Below are 16,703 nucleotides of genomic sequence, written 5' to 3'. Positions count from 1 at the left end.
GTGCCACGATCGAGGGGTGGATGCCGTTCTCTGGATCGTTCTGGGGGTACTGCTCGCGGTCGCCGAGATGTTTACGTTCACGTTCGTCCTGATCATGTTTTCGACCGGCGCGTTCGCCGCCGCTATCGCCGCTGCCCTCGGTGCTGGTGTGCCCGTGCAGGCCGCGGTGTTCGCCATCGTCTCCGTGCTGACGCTGGTCGCGGTGCGGCCAATCATCCAGCGCCATCGGCAGTCGGACGTGGAGATCGACGGAACGCCGATGGGTGTGCAGGCCATCTCCGGCTCCACCGGCCTGGTCCTCGAGCAGGTCGACATCGAGCACGGGCTCGTCAAGATCGACGGAGAGCTGTGGACCGCGCGCGCGTACGACGCCACCCAGGTACTGGAGCCCGGCGAGCGTGTGCGGGTCATCGAGGTCAAGGGCGCCACCGCCATGGTCTGGCGGGATTTCTGAACCGGGGTTGGGGTAGAAATGGATGTTGTCATCGCGATCATCCTCGCCATCGAAATTCAAAGCCTGCTCGTCGGCGAGTCCGCCACCCCCGACCAGATCGCCGACATCCACACCGCCGTCCGTCGCGATGCCGGTTTCGCACCCACTGACATGGTCCGCTGATCCGTCGAGTCCTTCGTTCATCCGATGGCCCGTGTCGTCCACCGGCCCGGGCTCCTGGACCCCCTTCGTGCCAGCTCGTGAAGCTGCGTCAGGCCTGTGCGAGCGATGCGTCAGACGCCGCGCCAGATCGCTGTGCTGCCCCCGCCACCGCTTCAGATCACCCAAACCGACGCGTCTCTTCGCCCGCATCGTTCAGCGCTCCCGGCGGCAGTGCCGCCACATACACCTCAACGAGCCGGGACACCCTGTCCCACGACGGCTCCCGTCACCCACGTGCCCCGCAGCAGATCCCCACCGACGACGCACCCTGCCCGGCCCGCTTGGCCAACTCCGCGATCGACAACCCCGCATGCCGTCGTAACTGATCCAGATCAGCGGCGAACGCTCCTGCAACTCCGCCAATCCGCCACCCACTGAGCCCGCTCGACAACGGGAACGACCGGAATCCGGTCAGGCCTAATCCAGCCCTCACCAGCCCCGTCACCATCGCCAGCATCATTCGCACCATCCTCACCTGGATCGTCAACCATCTCGACCTCTAAATGCCACCAGATCGGCGGTCGGTGCGGCCAGCAGCCCGAACGCCCCGAACACCGCGACGAACCAGGCCGTCATCGCGGCGCTCAGCAGCAGTGCCCGGCCAACCGCCCGCCTCTGGTGCCGCTGGCGGTATCGCCGTCCAGGACCAGGAACGACAGGTACGCCGGCAACAGCGCGAACCCCGCGGTGGTCAGGACAGGATGCCAGTGATTCTCTGCGGCAGTGGGACGTGAGCGCGTAGCAGGTGGCCGTGTGCGCGGGCCAGCTCGGGGCCGGGATCCACGCCGAGCTCGGTGCGGAGCAGCGCGCACCCCTCCCGGTACACGGCGAGCGCGTCGCCCCGTCGACCGGCCAGGTGTAGCGCGACCATGAGCTGGGCGCGGGCGCGTTCGAGCAGTGGCCGCTCGTCGAGGAGCGAGCGCAGCTCGGGGATGACGTCGTGGTGGCGGCCCAGCCCGAGGTCGGCGGCCACTCGGTCGGCGAAGGCGGTGAGCCGGTGCTCCTCCAGACGGACCACTGTGGACGGGACGAACGACGCGCGGACGCCGCCTAGCGCCGTGCCGCGCCACAGCTCCAGCGCCCGGTGCAGGGTCCGCGCCGCCTCGGCGACCCGCTGCTGGCGCAGTGCGGCCCGGCCGGACCGGGACATGTCGAGGAAGATCGACAGGTCGATCCGCTGCGGATCGGCCGCCAGCCGGTAGCCGGCGGGGTGGGTCTGGATCGAAGCCCCACCCACGCCGGCGAGCAGCTTGCGCAGGCTCGAGACGCTGACGTGCACCTGCGTACGCACGGTCGAGGGCGGGCGCTCGCCCCACACCGCGTCGACGATCTGCGCGCCGCTGACGATCGTGTTGGCGTTGACCAGCAGCAGCGCCAGGAGCGCGCGGGCCCGGCCACCGCGGACCGGCACCAGCACCCCTTGGCGCAGCACCTCCACCGGACCGAGGACGCGGAAGTCCACGGTGGCCAGAGGGTTTTGCCGAACATTGGCAACCGGCACCGAAAATGGCGAAGCGATAGCCCCCACGCAGCCCTCCCCGAGCTCCCCGTAAGCGCGAGTGTGCTTTGCATGGAAGCGTACGAGGCGATCACTGGCCGCGCTACGAGGCAGGTCCGACAAGTCCGACGCGGACCGTTACGGCATCGCTACGAAAAATCGATCACGTGCGAACCTCGAAGTCGCACCAGGCGGACCACGCCGACGCCACGCCGTGGTCGACGGCGCGCAGCCGCCACCGGTAGTCGCCGTCGGCCAGGGTGCCGGCGGGCACCTCGTACAGCAGGGTGAAGCCGTTGAACGGCCGCACGTCCTGCCGTAGGAAGGCCGCGGTGCCGGGCCGGGCGACCTCGAAGGTGGCGCCCACGGTCGGGTACGGCGTCCCGGGCGGCGAGTAGCCGCCGCCAGGCGCGGTCGGCGTGGCGGCGAGCGCCGGACCGCTGGTCGTGGCGGTCGGTGCGCCGCCACCGCAGAGGTCGAAGCCGGCGTACGGACCGGAGGACAGGCGCAGCGTGGCCGGCACGCCGGGGCGCGGGCCGGCCTGCGCGGCGGGCGCCAGCGCGAGACCGAGCACCAGGCCGACGACGGCACTGCCGGCGGCGGTCCGGGTTGTGGCTACGGACATCGTTGGGCTCCTTCCCTAGGTGGATGGCCGTGAATGTCTCAGTCAGTGCAGCACGGCCGCCGCCGATCCGCCTGGGCCCACGGATCTCCGTAAGCAACCGGTAAGACCCGGCGTGGAAAAGCGAACCGCCGGCGTGGATAGCGAACCGATAGTGACGCCGTAGCCGGGACGTAGCGGACCCGTAGTGCCTACACCAAGACTCCGCACCGACCACGTGAACGAAACGGGGAGGGAAACCAGTGGCTCACATAGCGATCAAACGCAGAGTCGGTGCGGTGCTGCTCGCGGCCGTCTGCGCCGCGGCGGGCATGCTCCTGGCGACGCCGGGTCCGGCCGCCGCCGCACCGCCCGCCGACCATGTGCTGTTCTGGAACGATGTACTGCTGCGCACGTACCGCCAGGCCGGCGGGCCGCCCACCACGCTGTCCCGGGCGGGCGCGATGATGCACGGCGCGATCTACGACGCGGTGACGTCGTTCTCCTGCGAGGAGAACGAGCGGCAGGGTCTCGGCTGCGACTCCGAGCCGTACCTGGTGCGCGTCGACATCCCGAACGGCGTCAACCTGTTCCACGTCACGATGATCGACTACGCCGCCGTATCAGTGCTCCGGTCGGTGTTCCCCCAGTTCAACTTCGACGCCGACCTCACCGCCGCGCAGGAGGGGCGGACGCCGTCGCCCGGGCAGACCGAGTCGATCCGGGTCGGCAACGCGGCCGCCCAGGCGATGCTCAACGCGCGGGCCAACGACGGCTCGGCGAACAACACCCCCTACACGCCGGGCACCAACCCGGGCGACTGGCGACCCACCGGGTCCGGCAACGCGGCCTCGCCGAACTGGGGCCTGGTGCGACCGTTCGCGCTGACCTCCGGCTCCCAGGTACGGCCGCCGCTGCCGGGCGGCTTCGCCAGCACCGCCCAACTGCTGGCCAGCCCGCTTTACGCCGCGCAGGTCAACGAGGTCAAGCAGCTCGGGCGGGAGACCGGCTCGACCCGGACCGCCGAGCAGACGCGGATCGCGTGGTTCTGGGCCAACGACCTGGATGGCACGTACAAGCCGCCGGGCCAGCACTACGCGCACACCCAGATCGTGGCCAAGCAGCGGCAGCTAACCGAGTTCCAGAACGCGCGCCTTTTCGCCCTCGTAGCGCTCTCCATGGCCGACGCGGGCATCGCCTCGTGGGACGCCAAGTACCAGACGGCCGTTGACCTGTGGCGGCCGGAGACCGCGATCCGCCTCGCCGACACCGACAACAACTCAGCCACTATGGCCGAGCCGGGCTGGGAGCCACTGTCCGCAACGGCCGCCGGAGTCAACTTCTCACCGCCGTTCCCCGCGTACGTCTCGGGCCATGCGACCTTCGGCGCGGCCTGGGCGGGTGCCATGCGGCACTACTTCGGCACCGACAACATCACGTTCACCGCGACCACTGAGGACCCGCACGCCATCGGCGTGACCCGCACGTTCACCACCTTCAGCGCGGCCGCGACCGAGGACGCGCGGAGCCGCATCTACCTCGGGGTGCACTACCAGTTCGACGCCGACCAGGGCATGGCCACGGGGACCCGGGTGGCGGACCACGTCGCCGCCAACTACCTGAAGGCCGCACCCGAGTGGGACTTCTTCGGCCCGTTCCAGACCGAGCAGGAATGCCAGGCTGAGGGTGACCGCCTGGTCGCCACGCCCGACTACTACGAGTACTTCTGCGACGGGTACATCGGCGAATGGTTCCTCAACGTCCGCTGACCATCCAGATCGGAGGGAAGGGCCCGGCCGCCGCGGCGACCGGGCTCGTTCGCCGTCCGGCGCCCAGTAGCGAGTCAGAGTCTCCTGCGCTGAGGTCTACCGTCGGGTCCGGCGTAGCAGTGGAATTACCGCGGTGGCGATGAGTAGGACCGCCACGGTGGCGGCGACGGTTGCCGGGCCAACGCGGTCGAGCCAGGCCGACGCGGTGGCCTGGACTCGGGCGGCGTTGTCGATGATCGGGTCGGTGGTGTCCGCGTCGCGGAAGATGCGGATCTCGTACCACCCGTACCAGGCCACGTAGGCGCCGGCGAGCAGCAGCAACGCCCCGGCGGCCCGGCTGATGACCGGGGCGGCACGGCGTAGCCCGCGTATCAGTGAGGTGCGGGCCAGGGCGACGGCTAGAGCGACCGCGCCGACGACCAGGGCCATCCCCGCGGCGTAGGCGAGGAACAGCCCGACGCCGGCGGCGATCGAGTCGGTGCGGAAACCGGCCACCACGACCGCGAGGAACGGGCCGATGGTGCAGCCCAACGAGGCGATCGCATAGGAGGCACCGAACAGCGCCATCGAGCCGAACCGGCGCCTCACCTGCGGCCCGGCGCCAATCTTGAGGCCGAATGTGGGTAGCTGCCGGCCGGTCAGCAACCAGCCGCCCGCGCCCGCGAGGACCACGCCGATGACGACGCTCACCCAAGGCAGGTGCCGGGCGACCACGTCCGCGGTCGGTGCGGCCAGCAGCCCGAACGCCCCGAACACCGCGACGAACCCGACCGTCATCGCCGCGGTCAGCAGCAGCGCCCGGCCGACCGCGCGGCCGCGGCCGCCGGCGTCCGTATCGCCGTCGTCCAGGACCAGGAACGACAGGTACGCCGGCAACAGCGCGAACCCGCACGGGTTGACCGCGGCCAGCAGCCCAGCGGCCAACGCGAGGGCGTACGGGGCGTCCGGCACCAGCTTCGTCCTCAGCCGGCCAGTGCGGTGACCCGGTCGCGGAGCGCGTCCGGTGTCAACGGTCCCTTGTGGACCACCGTGCCGGCTGTGTCGAGGAGCACGTAGTACTCCTGCGTGGTGACACCGAACCGCCGCCATATCTCGCCCTCGTCGTCGGCGAGGTTGACGAAACCGCTGATGCCCTGATCGGCGACGAACCTGCGCATAGGTTCCGCCCCGCTGTTCAGCCCGGCCACCCCTACCACATGGACCCGATCGGCGAAGTCCCGCTGGACGCCGGCCACGTCGTCGGCCGCCGCGCGGCAGCGCGGGCACCACGCTGCCCAGAACCACAACACGACCGGCTTGCCGGCCAGAGTGGCGGCGTCGAACGGCTTGCCGTCCACCGTCTGTGTGGTGAAGGTCAGCGCCTGCGGCACCGCGACAGATCCGCCTGTGGGCGTCGACGCCGGGAGTGTGCTCGCCGTGGTCACGGTCGGGTCGCCGGCGGATCCCGGTGTGGCGTCACCGCCGCAACCGGCGAGCAGGAACGCGACAGTGGCAGCCGCAATGGTGTGCCCGACCCGCGACATCGCAACCTCCGCGCGTGTATGGATGAGACCGCATCATCCAACCACTGGTACCGACCGACCAACCCTTACCGAGCCCTTACAACAGCGTCACTCAAGTGTCAGCCCGCTTCCAGGTGCTCGCCGGTCCCGCGCGGGAGGTGCCGTCGACGCAGGTGGCTGGCCGTGGCGCCGAGCGCGATACCGGTCCAGAGGACGGCGAGCCAGATGGCCAGCTGCACCGGGTAGTCGCGGTCCTGGAGGCCGGGGTTGGGCGGCGCGGGATGGGGTCGCCAGAGCAGGGGTATGGCGATGAGCAGCAGCGTCGCGGTGACGGCCAGGCCGGCCGCGATCCAGCGCCGCCATGCCCGGCCGGGCAGGACACGGCCGAGGGCGAGGCCGGTGAGGCCGACCAGCGGTGCGGCCACCGCGTCGTGCAGGATCGGGCCGGCGATCAGCCAGGTCGCGGCGGCCGGCAGTTGCGGCACGAGCAGCCAGCCGCCGTACGCGGCCAACCCGATACCGGCCGCGGCGAGCAGGAGACGGACGGCCTTCACCGGATCTCCAGTCGGGTGACCCACTTGGTCTGCAACACGCCCGGGCGGCTCGGGGCGATGATCCGGCACGGGTAGCCGTGGTCCGCGTCCAGCACCTGCCCGTTGACCCGGAGCGCGAGCAGGGTCAGCGGGTCGGCGGCGTGCGGGGCGGGCAGGGTGCTGGTGGCGTACAGCCCGGCGCGCTCCAGCGACGCGACCCGTACCGCCCGGCCGGTGGGGGCGCCAACCGCGGCGAAGAGGTCTCGCACCGGCACGCCGGTCCACCGCGCGGTGGCGCTCCAGCCCTCGACGCAGGCGATCGGGAGCGTGGCCGTGTGCTGCGGCAGCGCGGCGAGCTCCGCGAGCGTGAACGCGTGGCGGGCGCCCGGCCAGACGATCTCCAGCCGCCAGCCCTCGGGCACGTCGACGCCGGCCGCCGCCGCGGTGCGGTTGACGGGCAGCCCCTGCGGGCCGCCGTCCGACCGCCACGCGAGCGCGGAGACACGGCGCAGCCACGGCACGGTGATGCCGGCGGTGGCGAGCACGGCCACGGCGGACGCCGCCCACGCAGTGCGCAGGAACGCCCGCCGGTCGCCGTCCGGCCGCGTACCGAGGCCGGTCCGGGCGCGCGGCAACTTGACCGCGATGTGTACGGCCAGCGCGCCCACCGCGATCCAGCCGACCGCGTAGTGGCTCTCGATGAAGAAGAACGACCACGGGTACGACTGGGCGACGTTGAACAGGCCGGTCGACAGCTCGAAGAACGCGGCGCACAGTAGGACGAGGATGGAAAGCCGCTCGGCCGCGTGGGTGACCACAAGGGACGGTGGGCGTCGGGGCGGGCGGATGAACAGGCGCGGGTAAACGCTCCACAGCTTGGCCAGCAGCAGCGGGATCGCGGCGATGCCGGAGAGCACGTGTACGCCCTGGGTGATCCGGTACAGGCTCACCGGTCGGGTGGGCCAGGTGAACCAGCCCGGCGGATGCTGGGCATAGTGGCTGGCCAGGCCGGTCAGGAAGCACAGTCCGAACGCGATGCCGAGCCACAGCCCGACCCGAGCGGTGACCGCGGGCGTGTGCGCCGGCGCCCGGAAGTCCTCTGGGCGAGGGATGCGTACCCTCATGGCCGTTCCAGCTCGGCGAACCAGCGCCGGTCCCGGTGCACCACCGCGCGCACGGTGAGCCCGGCCGTGGCGGCGAGCCGGTGGATCGCCGCGACGCCGAGGCGGGCCCACCGAAACGAGGGCGTCCGGACGGCGGAGTGCCCGAAGGCCAGGTGGGCGTACCCCCGCCACAGGCCGGTGTTTGCCGGGTCGACCTCGGCGAGGACGGTGCCGCCGGGCCGCAGCAGGGCGGCACAGCGGCGCAGGAGCGTGACCGGGTCGCCGCCGATGCCGATGTTGCCGTCGACGAGCAGGATGTGCGCCCACCGCCCTTCGGCGGGCAGCGGAGCGAACACGTCGCGGCGCAGGGTGCTGCCACCGCGGCGGCGGGCCTGGGCGATGGCGCCGGCGGAGGTGTCGATGCCGAGAGCGGCGACGCCCTGGGCGGCCAGCGCCGCGGTCAGCCGCCCGGGCCCGCACCCGACGTCCAGCGTCGGTCCGGTGCACCGGCCCAGCAGATCCCGGACGGCGGCTTCCGGTGTGGCCCGCCACCGCCACACGGGCAGGCGGGTACGCCACTGGTCGTTTCCCACCAACCACACCGGCCCGGCCCCTGCGTGCGCGCCCTCCCACGCGGTCGGCGTGCCGCCACCGCCGGTCTCGGCGACGGCGCCGGCGAAGCGCGACCCAGGCACCGCCGTCGCCACCGCGAGCGCGTCCGACCACGTGTCTACGTCGGATAGCACCGGCAGGTCAGCCACCCGCAGTCCCCTTCCGGTCAGCGCCAGCCGGGTGAGGCGGCCGGTGTCCGGTGTGGACATCGGTACATCGCGCAGCGCTTGGGCATGGCGGGCGTCGCGCAGCCCGAGCGCCCACCAGCCGCCGTCTCGCGCCGGGCCGAGCACCGCGTCGGCGTCCGCCAGCCGTTGCGCCGCGTCGGCGAGCAGGTCGGCCGTCACCTGCGGTGTGTCCATGCCGATCTGCAACACCGGGTGGCCGGGCTGCAACGCGGTCGCGTCGAGGTGAGCGTGGGCCAGGCGCGCACCGAACCCGTCGCCGCGCTGCCGCAGCAGGGCCCAGCCGGCCAGCGCGGCGTAGATCTCCTCCACCCGCGCTCCCCGCGCACGCGGGGATGGTCCCCCGGGCTGCGTGGTGATCAAGCTCAAGCTGCGCGCGCTCCCCGCGCACGCGGGGATGGTCCCGGGGATCTGCTCGCGGTCGTCAAGTACGGGTCGCGCTCCCCGCGCACGCGGGGATGGTCCCGGTCCGGGCCCGGGCGACCGTTGAGCGGCCCGGCGCTCCCCGCGCACGCGGGGATGGTCCCCACCCCCGAGATCCCGAGGAGGGATCATGCCCGCGCTCCCCGCGCACGCGGGGATGGTCCCCCCCCCCGTCCACCAGGAAGGGGGCACCGTGGCTGCGCTCCCCGCGCACGCGGGGATGGTCCGTCCGCGTCCCCGGTCTGCCGGTTGCCGGCCGCGCGCTCCCCGCGCACGCGGGGATGGTCCGGCGCCTACCACGGCGCGGTCGACTTCTTTATGGCGCTCCCCGCGCACGCGGGGATGGTCCCGCGCCCGTTACCCCGGCCGCGGACCTCGCCGAGCGCTCCCCGCGCACGCGGGGATGGTCCGTGGGGCAAGGACCCGTTCGGTGCGGCGATCGAGCGCTCCCCGCGCACGCGGGGATAGTCCCGAACAGCGGCCGCTCCCTTTGGGGGGCGGCCGGCGCTCCCCGCGCACGCGGGATGGTCCCTGTCGCCGGTAGGCGACGCGGTCAAGGAGTACGCGCTCCCCGCACACGCGGGGATGGTCCCGCGGCGAAGATGAAGCTTTGCGCCGGCCTGACGCGCTCCCCGCGCACGCGGGGATGGTGCCGGGTGCCAGAGGGCAGGCCACCGGCACGACCCGCGCTCCCCGCGCACGCGGGGATGGTCCCGTGACCCGATGACCTTCCGCCCGTGGTCGTACGCGCTCCCCGCGCACGCGGGGATGGTCCCGAGGACACGACCGTCGAGCAGGCGGTACAGGCGCGCTCCCCGCGCACGCGGGGATGGTCCGTGGTACGCGGTCATCCCGCAGCAGAAGTGGATGCGCTCCCCGCGTGCGCGGGGATGGTCCCAGTTTCGGCGGCTGCATGTGATGGGCCAGATCGCGCTCCCCGCGCACGCGGGGATGGTCCCCTACGACGTCATATACCTGGCCGGGCAGGATGGCGCTCCCCGCGCACGCGGGGATGGTCCCCTGCGCGCCCTGGTCGGTGTGGCCGGCCAGATGCGCTCCCCGCGCACGCGGGGATGGTCCCCCGAACCGGAAGGCCCGCCGGGTCACCCGGCAGCGCTCCCCGCGCACGCGGGGATGGTCCCGCGACCCGCGACCAGACGGCCACGCAGTCGTCGCGCTCCCCGCGCACGCGGGGATGGTCCCGCGACCCGCGACCAGACGGCCACGCAGTCGTCGCGCCCCCCGCGCACGCGGGGATGGTCCGTTGCACGACCGGAACCGCGCGTCCGACCGATGGCGCTCCCCGCGCACGCGGGGATGGTCCCATCCCCAGGTCCGTGGCAGCAGTATGCGGTGAGCGCTCCCCGCGCACGCGGGGATGGTCCCGCGCAATAGGCCGCCACGACCGAACACTGCACGCGCTCCCCGCGCACGCGGGGATGGTCCCCCAAGCCTGCCAACGGTTCCGGCTACGGGAGCGCGCTCCCCGCGCACGCGGGGATGGTCCCACGACCACGGCGGGAAGGACTGGCTGTGCACCGCGCTCCCCGCGCACGCGGGGATGGTCCCGCCGAGCGGGTTGTCTGGCCCGAGCAAACTACGCGCTCCCCGCGCACGCGGGGATGGTCCGGACCGGGCGTGATCTTCGTGTAGTTCGGCGGTACGCTCCCCGCGCACGCCGGGGATGGTCCCTTTCACGAGTGCGAGGTCAACCTCTGGGTGCCGCGTTCCCCGCGCACGCGGGGATGGTCCTGAGTACGGAGTGGGCGCGCACGCGGGGATGGTGGTTCCTTGCTTGATCGACCGCAGCCACAGCCTATGTCGCTCCCCGCGCACGTGGGGATGGTCCCACGCCGGACGTCACGGTCACCCTGGACGCCAGCGCTCCCGCGCACGCGGGGATGGTCCCACAAGCCCTTGGTCGACGACGCGACCTGGATGCGCTCCCCATACACGCGGGGATGGTCCTCGGGTACGGCCGGCGTTATTGACGAGAATGTCGCGCTCCCCGCGCACGCGGGGTGGTTCGGTATGCCGCCGTTGACACGCGCACCCCTGGTCAGCGCTGAGCGCTCCCCGCGCACGCGGGGATGGTCCCGCGGCGATCTGCTCCAGGCCGTCGATGAACGCGCGCTCCCCGCGCACGCGGGGATGGTCCGTCCCTAGCGTCCGTTGTGATCGCGACGGGTGCGCGCTCCCCGCGCACGCGGATGGTCCGTAGCCTACAAGTCGGGCGTGGTCGACCAGATCGCGCTCCCCGCGCACGGGGGGATGGTCCCATGCCAAAGGGCGATTACCTTGCGGCCTGGGCGCGCTCCCCGCGCACGCGGGGATGGTCCTGCCCGCGTGGAGGCCGAGGGTGAGGGCTACTCGCGCTCCCCGCGCACGCGGGGATGGTCCCTCATCCAGGAGGAACAGCCAGACCGGCATACCGCGCTCCCTGCGCACGCGGGGATGATCTGGAGATCTCCGGGTAGTCGAGCGCGATGGGCTGGCGCTCCCCGCGCACGCGGGGATGGTCCCCGCACAGCAGCAGTGGCACGTCGCTGGCCCCGCGCACGCGGGGATGGTCCGCCGACGACACCGTCGAAGTCAAGGTGCGCACGGAGCGTCATGGGACCGCGCTCGGTCGATTTTGCCGGTCAGACTGCATCTCGGCTGCATGGCGTCTCGTTCGTCGATGACGTCCCGATCGTGCCGGCCCGCCACGTCATCCTGCGCAGGCCTGGGGACCGGGAAATGACCGGGGACGAGTGCCGACCACTGGTGTCGCAGATCGGGACGTGTCCCGGGTTGGCAGGGTATGTGTCCCGTGTTCCGTCGAGTGTAGGGGAGCGCCATCCGACGCGATGCGGGATGGATCCGGAGTGCGGCAGGTCTGCCTCGGTCCGCCCCGTTGCGCGATCCAGCGAAAGGCGCGATTCGACGCGTGGGCGTCTCGTTGCCGGCGCGGCGTCTTGTTAGCGCAGGCAGGTCCAGTGTGGACGGGGGCATCAGGGGCTGCACTTGACTGGAGCCGCTAACGAACGCGCTCACAGCGGAGATCAATTACATCCGATGTGGTAGCACGGGCCAACACCACCCAGTACACAGACGTGTTAGTATTCGCAGGTCCCTTTGTATTTGAGGATATAGGCCGACACGAGGCAATACTCCATAGTGGAGCCGTTCCAACGCTGGGGTCAAGGGGTCGTGGGTTCGAATCCCGCCGTCCCGACATAGTCTGAGCTGCTGATATGCCGGTTGTGGCATATCAGCAGCTGTTTATTTAGGCCTGTTGTGGTCGCAATGTGGTCGCATGCGCGCACCTTCCTGTTGACGGTTGACTTTTGGCCCGGCGCTCGGCGTTGTCGAGGGCGGTTGCGGTGGCGTCGACGGCGTCTTGGCGGGTCAGGTGGCCGTAGATGTCAACGGTGGTCGACAAAGTGGAGTGCCGCAGGGTCTTGGACACCATGGCCAGCGGAACTCCGGACGCGATTCATGATGGTGGCGGCCAGGTGACGTAGGTCGTGGACCCGGATGAGCGGCACACCGGCCGCTTCAGCCAGTTCGTAGAAGTGGCGCAGCACGTGCTCGGGGCGGATCGGCTGTCCTTCTGGCCGGCAGAAGACGAGTCCCCGTTCGTTGGACGCCGTGCCGGTGAGGGCTTCGGCGCGATGGCGCCTGCCGCGGCGCCGTAGCGCCTGGACAGCTCGGGTGGACAGCGCGATCCAGTCACGGCTGCCTGGCGTCTTCGGCGTACTGAGGACCAGGCGGCTGTTGTCGACGGCGACGAGGGTGTGCCGGACGAACAGCAGCCGGGCTTCGAGGTCGACGTCGGCCCATTGCAGGCCGAGTGCTTCGCCTTTGCGCATGCCGGTACAGATCAGCACCTCGAAGAGCTTGGTGAGCGGGTCGTCGACCAGGTGGCAGTAGCCCAGGAATGTGGCCGCCTCCTCGGTGGTCCAACATGGACGTTCGACGCGGTGGGGGAGTGGGATAGCGGTGTAGCGAGCGGCGTTGTGGGTGAGGCTGCGTTGGCGGATGGCGTTGAGCGCGCTGGATAGCGTGGCGATGCAACGGCGTAGGGTGACCGGGCCGCGGCCTGCGGCAAGCTGGGTCCGCACGAACTGGTCGACGTGTTGGTGCGTCAGGCGTTCGAGGCGAATGGCGCCGAAGGCGGGCAGGAGATCGTTGCGCAGGTAGTCGCGGTAGCGGGCTACCGTGGTCGGCTTGAGCTGACGTGCCTTGGCGTCCAGCCAGCCGATCAGGTAGTCGGCGAAGGTCTGCGCGTCGTCGAGGTAGACGCCGGCGTGTTCGCATTCCAGCACCCTGGCCAGGGCCGTGCGGGCGTCGGCGCGGGTGTCGTAGCCGCTGCGGCGCATGGTCTTGCGCTTGCGGTCGGGTGAGGGCATGTCCACGGCGAACGCCCAGCTGCGTGTCGCGGGTTGGCCAGTTGCGGGCAACGGGCGCCCAGTTGCCGGCCGTGCTCGTCGCGGCAACCGCAGCGGCGGTACACCCGGCCGCGGTTCGGATTCGGTCTCATGACGACCTCCTGGCATCGAGTGCTCCTGGAGGTCATCATGATTGTGTTCGGGTGCGACCACGTTGCGACCACCGGCCGCGTTGCCGCTGGTCAGCGGTGGGGCAGGTGAGGCTTCGTCAAGGGGCGGTGAGCTGGAGGCGTCCCCACCTATCGATCGGTAGATGGGGAGCGTGACGAGGGCACCGCGCCCAACAAGCTCCAGTCTGGCGGGTGTGCTATCTGCAGGGATGGGCCGACTACGACGTGTTACGGCTCGGCACGTGTGAGCCTTTGATCGGCTCACTCTTCTGCCGAGAACAGTGCACCCGATCGTGTCGATGAGAGGGTGCTTGCTCAGCCACTCGCACCTCACACCTAGACGAACGAATCTGCGGGACGCGATTGATCCGCATCCTCAAGGCTGGAGCCACTGGTGCGGCTCTTGGCCTCCTTGCTTTGGTGAGGCACCATGGTGTTTGTGACCGAAGATGCTCGGGCCAAGGCTGTTAAGCGGGTTGAGAATTCTTTTCGCGATATCTACCTAACCTTGATCAGCATCATTCAGGGCGTGGCGCTCGGTTTTCTGGTTCAGGCGGTCGGCACAGACTACCGTCACATAGGTGCTGATCGCGCTGGCCGCACTGCCGCTATCTTTATACTGATCGTTATCATCTGGCAGGAGTACGTCATCGGGTCGACCATGTATGCATGGATACCTCGCACGATCGACGCTTTGGTTCCTTTCCTGCTGGGCGCCGGACAGGGCCTGATGATCGCCGCATTGGACGGCACGATCACGGAGTTCCTATTCTTCTACACCTGCACGATTGGCATAGGGGTGGTGGCAGCGATCAACTACGCGCGGAACGCCACCGCCGGCGAGTTGGAATCCACCCGGGACGCGCAGCTCGTAATCGCGGTTCACCCCCGGCTTCTGGTCTGGCTGGATTCCATTGGGCTAGTGCTGAGTGCGACGCTCCTTATCTATGCACTTTCGTCGTTGCCGCAACCATCGTCGGCAGTGCTTTCATGGCTATCGGCCGCTTTAGTGTTCGGCCTGCTCGCCAGTCATTACTGGAGATGGGTGAGACCGATGCGCGAAGCGTTACACTAGTGGCGGTAAGGACTGGATGTACCACAGAAGGTTGGCCGAAGTGGGCGCGCGGCCCTATGCCGTGGTCGACTACCGGCCGCGATGCAATTGGCGCTGGCACCGCCACCATCATCTTTATGACCATGCTCCTTGCAGCCTTCGAGTGCTTCTCTGACTGGATTCTGCTCTGGGTCAGGAAGGACTTCCTGGCCCACGCCGACTGCCAGGGATGCGAAGACAGCCTCTCGGTGACGTCCCGCTACCTGGCGGCGGTGCCGCGACGACGGTCACCACCACTCCAAATATGGAAGGTGGGTATCGTCCTCAACGTGGTAAATCTCGTCTGCCTGTTGCGCGAAAGCCAATGCTTCCCTGAAGTGTTCGACTGCAGCACGCAATTCGCCGTCCGTCGCTCGGGCATCAAATCCTAATGTAGCCTCTGCTCGCGACAGGAGCACCGATCGACGCCTCGCAAGATCTTGGGGTGTCGCTGATTCGAGCTGGCAGAGATCTGCTGCCTCACGGTATAACCGTGCTCTCTCTGCGTGGCGCGCTCGCGCAGCGCGGGCCTCGAATAGCAGGGAGAGTCGAAACGCGGCAGTCCTGGCATCTACCGAACTCAGTGCGGTGAGCTCCCACGCTCTCAGCCTCACAATCGCGAGTCGCGGGGCGCTCGGATCTCGGTAGAGCATCCATGACCGGAGTTTCTGAAGATATTCTTCGCAGGATGTCGAGTATTCGTGAAGTCGCGCGAACCAAGGATGCGGGCCGATGACTAGCTGCCTTTCAACCTCATCGATCCAGGTGACCCAGAATTCATCCACCGCCGATGTATGTTGATCTTGGCCCACGTCGACACGAAGTTGAGCCCATGCTCGGTCCAAACGAACACGAGCCTGTAGTGCGTGTACTCCTGAGGTACCCTTGCAGCGTCGCAATGCCGGTACTCGGAGCAGTTTCGTAGCCACGACGACCAGAGTATGTCTATCGTGCGAAATGGTGAAGGGCACATCGGTGCGCGTGAAGAGCGACGCAGTGCACCTGTTTGCTTCGGCTGCCCCCCGGGTTGACCGGCTCGATCACAAAGCGCCCGACAGTCGCACTGTCATGCCGCGGTCCGTGCGCGCCGGGCGGTCTGCGCTGCTGCAGTTCGGATGATGCGCTGCTCCTCTGTCGGGGCGACGGGGGCAAATCCGCCAATCGGCGGTATGGCTGGCCATGGCCGCCACCCATGGTTCGTCGACGTTGAGGCCCGGGCCGCCCTCGGGCGCGCCTCCACCAGCTCACGCCGGCGGTAGCCGTCCGCGTCGTGGGTGAATGACGATCAAATCTGGACATGGTGTAGCGCGCTTGACAGGCGCCGACTTGTGTAGCATGCTTTACGCATGACTGGCCAGATCCGATACACCGCGCGCCTCACCAACGCCGTCCGCGGCGGCCACCAGTTGCAGGTCACGGTCTACGCCCACGAGGACGGCGACCTGGCTGGTCAAGCCGTCGTGGCATACCCCGTCCGAACTCTCGCGGGCGGCGCAGACCAGGCGAACCACGATGACGCCATCACCACCCTCGCCAACAATGGCTGGTCAATCGCCTCCACGGGATGGAGAGCCGTCGGTGGTTTCGACGCGCCCGTCGTAGAGGTCGAGCCGGTTGACTGGCGGCTGATCGTGGAGGATGCAACTGCGGCTCGGGAGGCCGCTGAGGCGCAGGCCAAGAAGACCGAGGCCGCATGGCGGTTCGTCGTCAAGCAAGCGCAGTCGCCGACCGCCCTGGGCGCCACCGCTACCGCCAAGGCCGCGAGGATCAGCCGCGAGCGCGTCTACCAGATCCGCGACGACCGTCGCTGACGAGGCTAGTCCGCGGTGGTGGGTAGCGCGTTGACGGCAGACGGATTCGGCCTCATGCCGACTGTCGAGCGGGCGAAGACTCAGCGCCGGGGCATCTTTGGCCCGCCCGCAGCGTGGTCTTCTGCTTCGGCGTGGGCTTGCCGGGGGAGAGAATCCGGTGGTCTTCGTGGCCCAGCGCGTACCACCTACGGGTGCCGATCCACGTGGTGACGGGCCCGAGTCTATGGAACAGAGTTGATGCTGTTCAGCAGGCGGCGGATGTCTTTGCGGGACTGGATTCGTACGAACGTCAGGTGGTGCCAGAGGGGGTCGTTGGCCATGGCTAGGTATCGATCCCGGTAGACCGAGTGCCGGTGCCAGGCCCATAGGATGACG

At 69.7% G+C, this 16,703-nt stretch carries 14 protein-coding genes, 1 pseudogene and 1 CRISPR repeat array; of the genes and pseudogenes, 6 read left to right on the top strand and 9 right to left on the bottom strand.

Annotated features, from left to right (window positions below):
• Positions 1 to 16 precede the first annotated feature (16 nt).
• Positions 17 to 454, top strand: coding sequence for an NfeD family protein (locus AC5L36_RS38535; RefSeq protein WP_441223716.1), 438 nt, complete (start codon positions 17 to 19; stop codon positions 452 to 454).
• A gap of 18 nt (positions 455 to 472) precedes the next feature.
• Positions 473 to 616: a hypothetical protein gene (locus tag AC5L36_RS38530; RefSeq protein ID WP_441223630.1), complete on the top strand. Its 144-nt coding sequence runs from the start codon at positions 473 to 475 to the stop codon at positions 614 to 616.
• A gap of 537 nt (positions 617 to 1,153) precedes the next feature.
• Here the strand turns inward: AC5L36_RS38530 and AC5L36_RS38525 are convergent.
• From AC5L36_RS38525 to AC5L36_RS38515, 3 genes and pseudogenes are all read right to left on the bottom strand, one after another.
• Positions 1,154 to 1,338, bottom strand: a pseudogene (locus AC5L36_RS38525) (cytochrome c biogenesis protein CcdA); the annotation flags it as partial.
• Positions 1,339 to 1,346: 8 nt separating this feature from the next.
• Positions 1,347 to 2,117 (bottom strand): AfsR/SARP family transcriptional regulator, encoded by a 771-nt coding sequence (locus AC5L36_RS38520; RefSeq protein ID WP_441223629.1) that lies wholly within the window; start codon positions 2,115 to 2,117, stop codon positions 1,347 to 1,349.
• Positions 2,118 to 2,316: 199 nt separating this feature from the next.
• Positions 2,317 to 2,778 carry a hypothetical protein gene (locus tag AC5L36_RS38515; protein ID WP_441223628.1) on the bottom strand — a complete coding sequence of 154 codons (462 nt, stop codon included), beginning with the start codon at positions 2,776 to 2,778 and terminating at the stop codon, positions 2,317 to 2,319.
• A gap of 275 nt (positions 2,779 to 3,053) precedes the next feature.
• Between AC5L36_RS38515 and AC5L36_RS38510 the strand changes: the two genes are divergently transcribed.
• Positions 3,054 to 4,523 carry a vanadium-dependent haloperoxidase gene (locus AC5L36_RS38510; protein ID WP_441223627.1) on the top strand — a complete coding sequence of 490 codons (1,470 nt, stop codon included), beginning with the start codon at positions 3,054 to 3,056 and terminating at the stop codon, positions 4,521 to 4,523.
• Positions 4,524 to 4,619: 96 nt separating this feature from the next.
• Here the strand turns inward: AC5L36_RS38510 and AC5L36_RS38505 are convergent, their stop codons facing one another.
• From AC5L36_RS38505 to AC5L36_RS38480, 6 genes are all read right to left on the bottom strand, one after another.
• Complete coding sequence (locus tag AC5L36_RS38505) at positions 4,620 to 5,474, bottom strand: cytochrome c biogenesis CcdA family protein (protein ID WP_441223626.1); 855 nt, start codon at positions 5,472 to 5,474, stop codon at positions 4,620 to 4,622.
• A gap of 11 nt (positions 5,475 to 5,485) precedes the next feature.
• On the bottom strand, positions 5,486 to 6,046 hold the full coding sequence (locus AC5L36_RS38500; protein WP_441223625.1) for a TlpA family protein disulfide reductase: 561 nt from the start codon (positions 6,044 to 6,046) through the stop codon (positions 5,486 to 5,488).
• A gap of 98 nt (positions 6,047 to 6,144) precedes the next feature.
• A complete protein-coding gene (locus AC5L36_RS38495) occupies positions 6,145 to 6,579 on the bottom strand; it encodes a hypothetical protein (protein WP_441223624.1) in 435 nt (144 codons plus the stop codon).
• Positions 6,576 to 7,682: a molybdopterin-dependent oxidoreductase gene (locus AC5L36_RS38490; RefSeq protein WP_441223623.1), complete on the bottom strand. Its 1,107-nt coding sequence runs from the start codon at positions 7,680 to 7,682 to the stop codon at positions 6,576 to 6,578. The genes AC5L36_RS38495 and AC5L36_RS38490 overlap by 4 nt, the downstream gene beginning before the upstream one ends.
• The gene (locus AC5L36_RS38485) at positions 7,679 to 8,770 is read right to left on the bottom strand and encodes a DUF2064 domain-containing protein (protein WP_441223622.1); all 1,092 of its coding nucleotides are present in this window, start codon (positions 8,768 to 8,770) and stop codon (positions 7,679 to 7,681) included. Before AC5L36_RS38485 ends, AC5L36_RS38490 begins: the two co-directional genes overlap by 4 nt.
• A gap of 2 nt (positions 8,771 to 8,772) precedes the next feature.
• Positions 8,773 to 10,510: direct repeats of the CRISPR family, unit length 28 nt; unit sequence GCGCTCCCCGCGCACGCGGGGATGGTCC.
• 1,778 nt (positions 10,511 to 12,288) lie between these two features.
• Positions 12,289 to 13,275 (bottom strand): site-specific integrase, encoded by a 987-nt coding sequence (locus tag AC5L36_RS38480; RefSeq protein WP_441223621.1) that lies wholly within the window; start codon positions 13,273 to 13,275, stop codon positions 12,289 to 12,291.
• A 588-nt stretch (positions 13,276 to 13,863) separates the two neighbouring features.
• On the opposite strand from AC5L36_RS38480, the gene AC5L36_RS38475 reads away from it, so the two are divergent.
• The 3 genes from AC5L36_RS38475 to AC5L36_RS38465 all read left to right on the top strand — a co-directional run bounded on the left by AC5L36_RS38475 (position 13,864) and on the right by AC5L36_RS38465 (position 16,328).
• Positions 13,864 to 14,499: a hypothetical protein gene (locus tag AC5L36_RS38475; protein ID WP_441223620.1), complete on the top strand. Its 636-nt coding sequence runs from the start codon at positions 13,864 to 13,866 to the stop codon at positions 14,497 to 14,499.
• Positions 14,500 to 14,615: 116 nt separating this feature from the next.
• Positions 14,616 to 14,909 carry a hypothetical protein gene (locus AC5L36_RS38470; protein ID WP_441223619.1) on the top strand — a complete coding sequence of 98 codons (294 nt, stop codon included), beginning with the start codon at positions 14,616 to 14,618 and terminating at the stop codon, positions 14,907 to 14,909.
• A 954-nt stretch (positions 14,910 to 15,863) separates the two neighbouring features.
• Positions 15,864 to 16,328, top strand: a complete 465-nt coding sequence (locus AC5L36_RS38465) for a hypothetical protein (RefSeq protein WP_441223618.1) — start codon at positions 15,864 to 15,866, stop codon at positions 16,326 to 16,328.
• The last annotated feature ends 375 nt before the right edge of the window (positions 16,329 to 16,703 follow it).

This window comes from Phytohabitans sp. LZ39 (genome assembly GCF_059359075.1).
This window is presented reverse-complemented; position numbering and strand designations above follow the sequence as displayed.

Coding starts and splice junctions, on each gene's coding strand:
- AC5L36_RS38500 (WP_441223625.1), bottom strand. CDS start 6,046: ATGTCGCGGGTCGGGCACACCATTGCGGCTGCCACTGTCGCGTTCCTG.
- AC5L36_RS38480 (WP_441223621.1), bottom strand. CDS start 13,275: ATGCCCTCACCCGACCGCAAGCGCAAGACCATGCGCCGCAGCGGCTAC.
- AC5L36_RS38465 (WP_441223618.1), top strand. CDS start 15,864: ATGACTGGCCAGATCCGATACACCGCGCGCCTCACCAACGCCGTCCGC.
- AC5L36_RS38490 (WP_441223623.1), bottom strand. CDS start 7,682: ATGAGGGTACGCATCCCTCGCCCAGAGGACTTCCGGGCGCCGGCGCAC.
- AC5L36_RS38530 (WP_441223630.1), top strand. CDS start 473: ATGGATGTTGTCATCGCGATCATCCTCGCCATCGAAATTCAAAGCCTG.
- AC5L36_RS38515 (WP_441223628.1), bottom strand. CDS start 2,778: ATGTCCGTAGCCACAACCCGGACCGCCGCCGGCAGTGCCGTCGTCGGC.
- AC5L36_RS38470 (WP_441223619.1), top strand. CDS start 14,616: ATGACCATGCTCCTTGCAGCCTTCGAGTGCTTCTCTGACTGGATTCTG.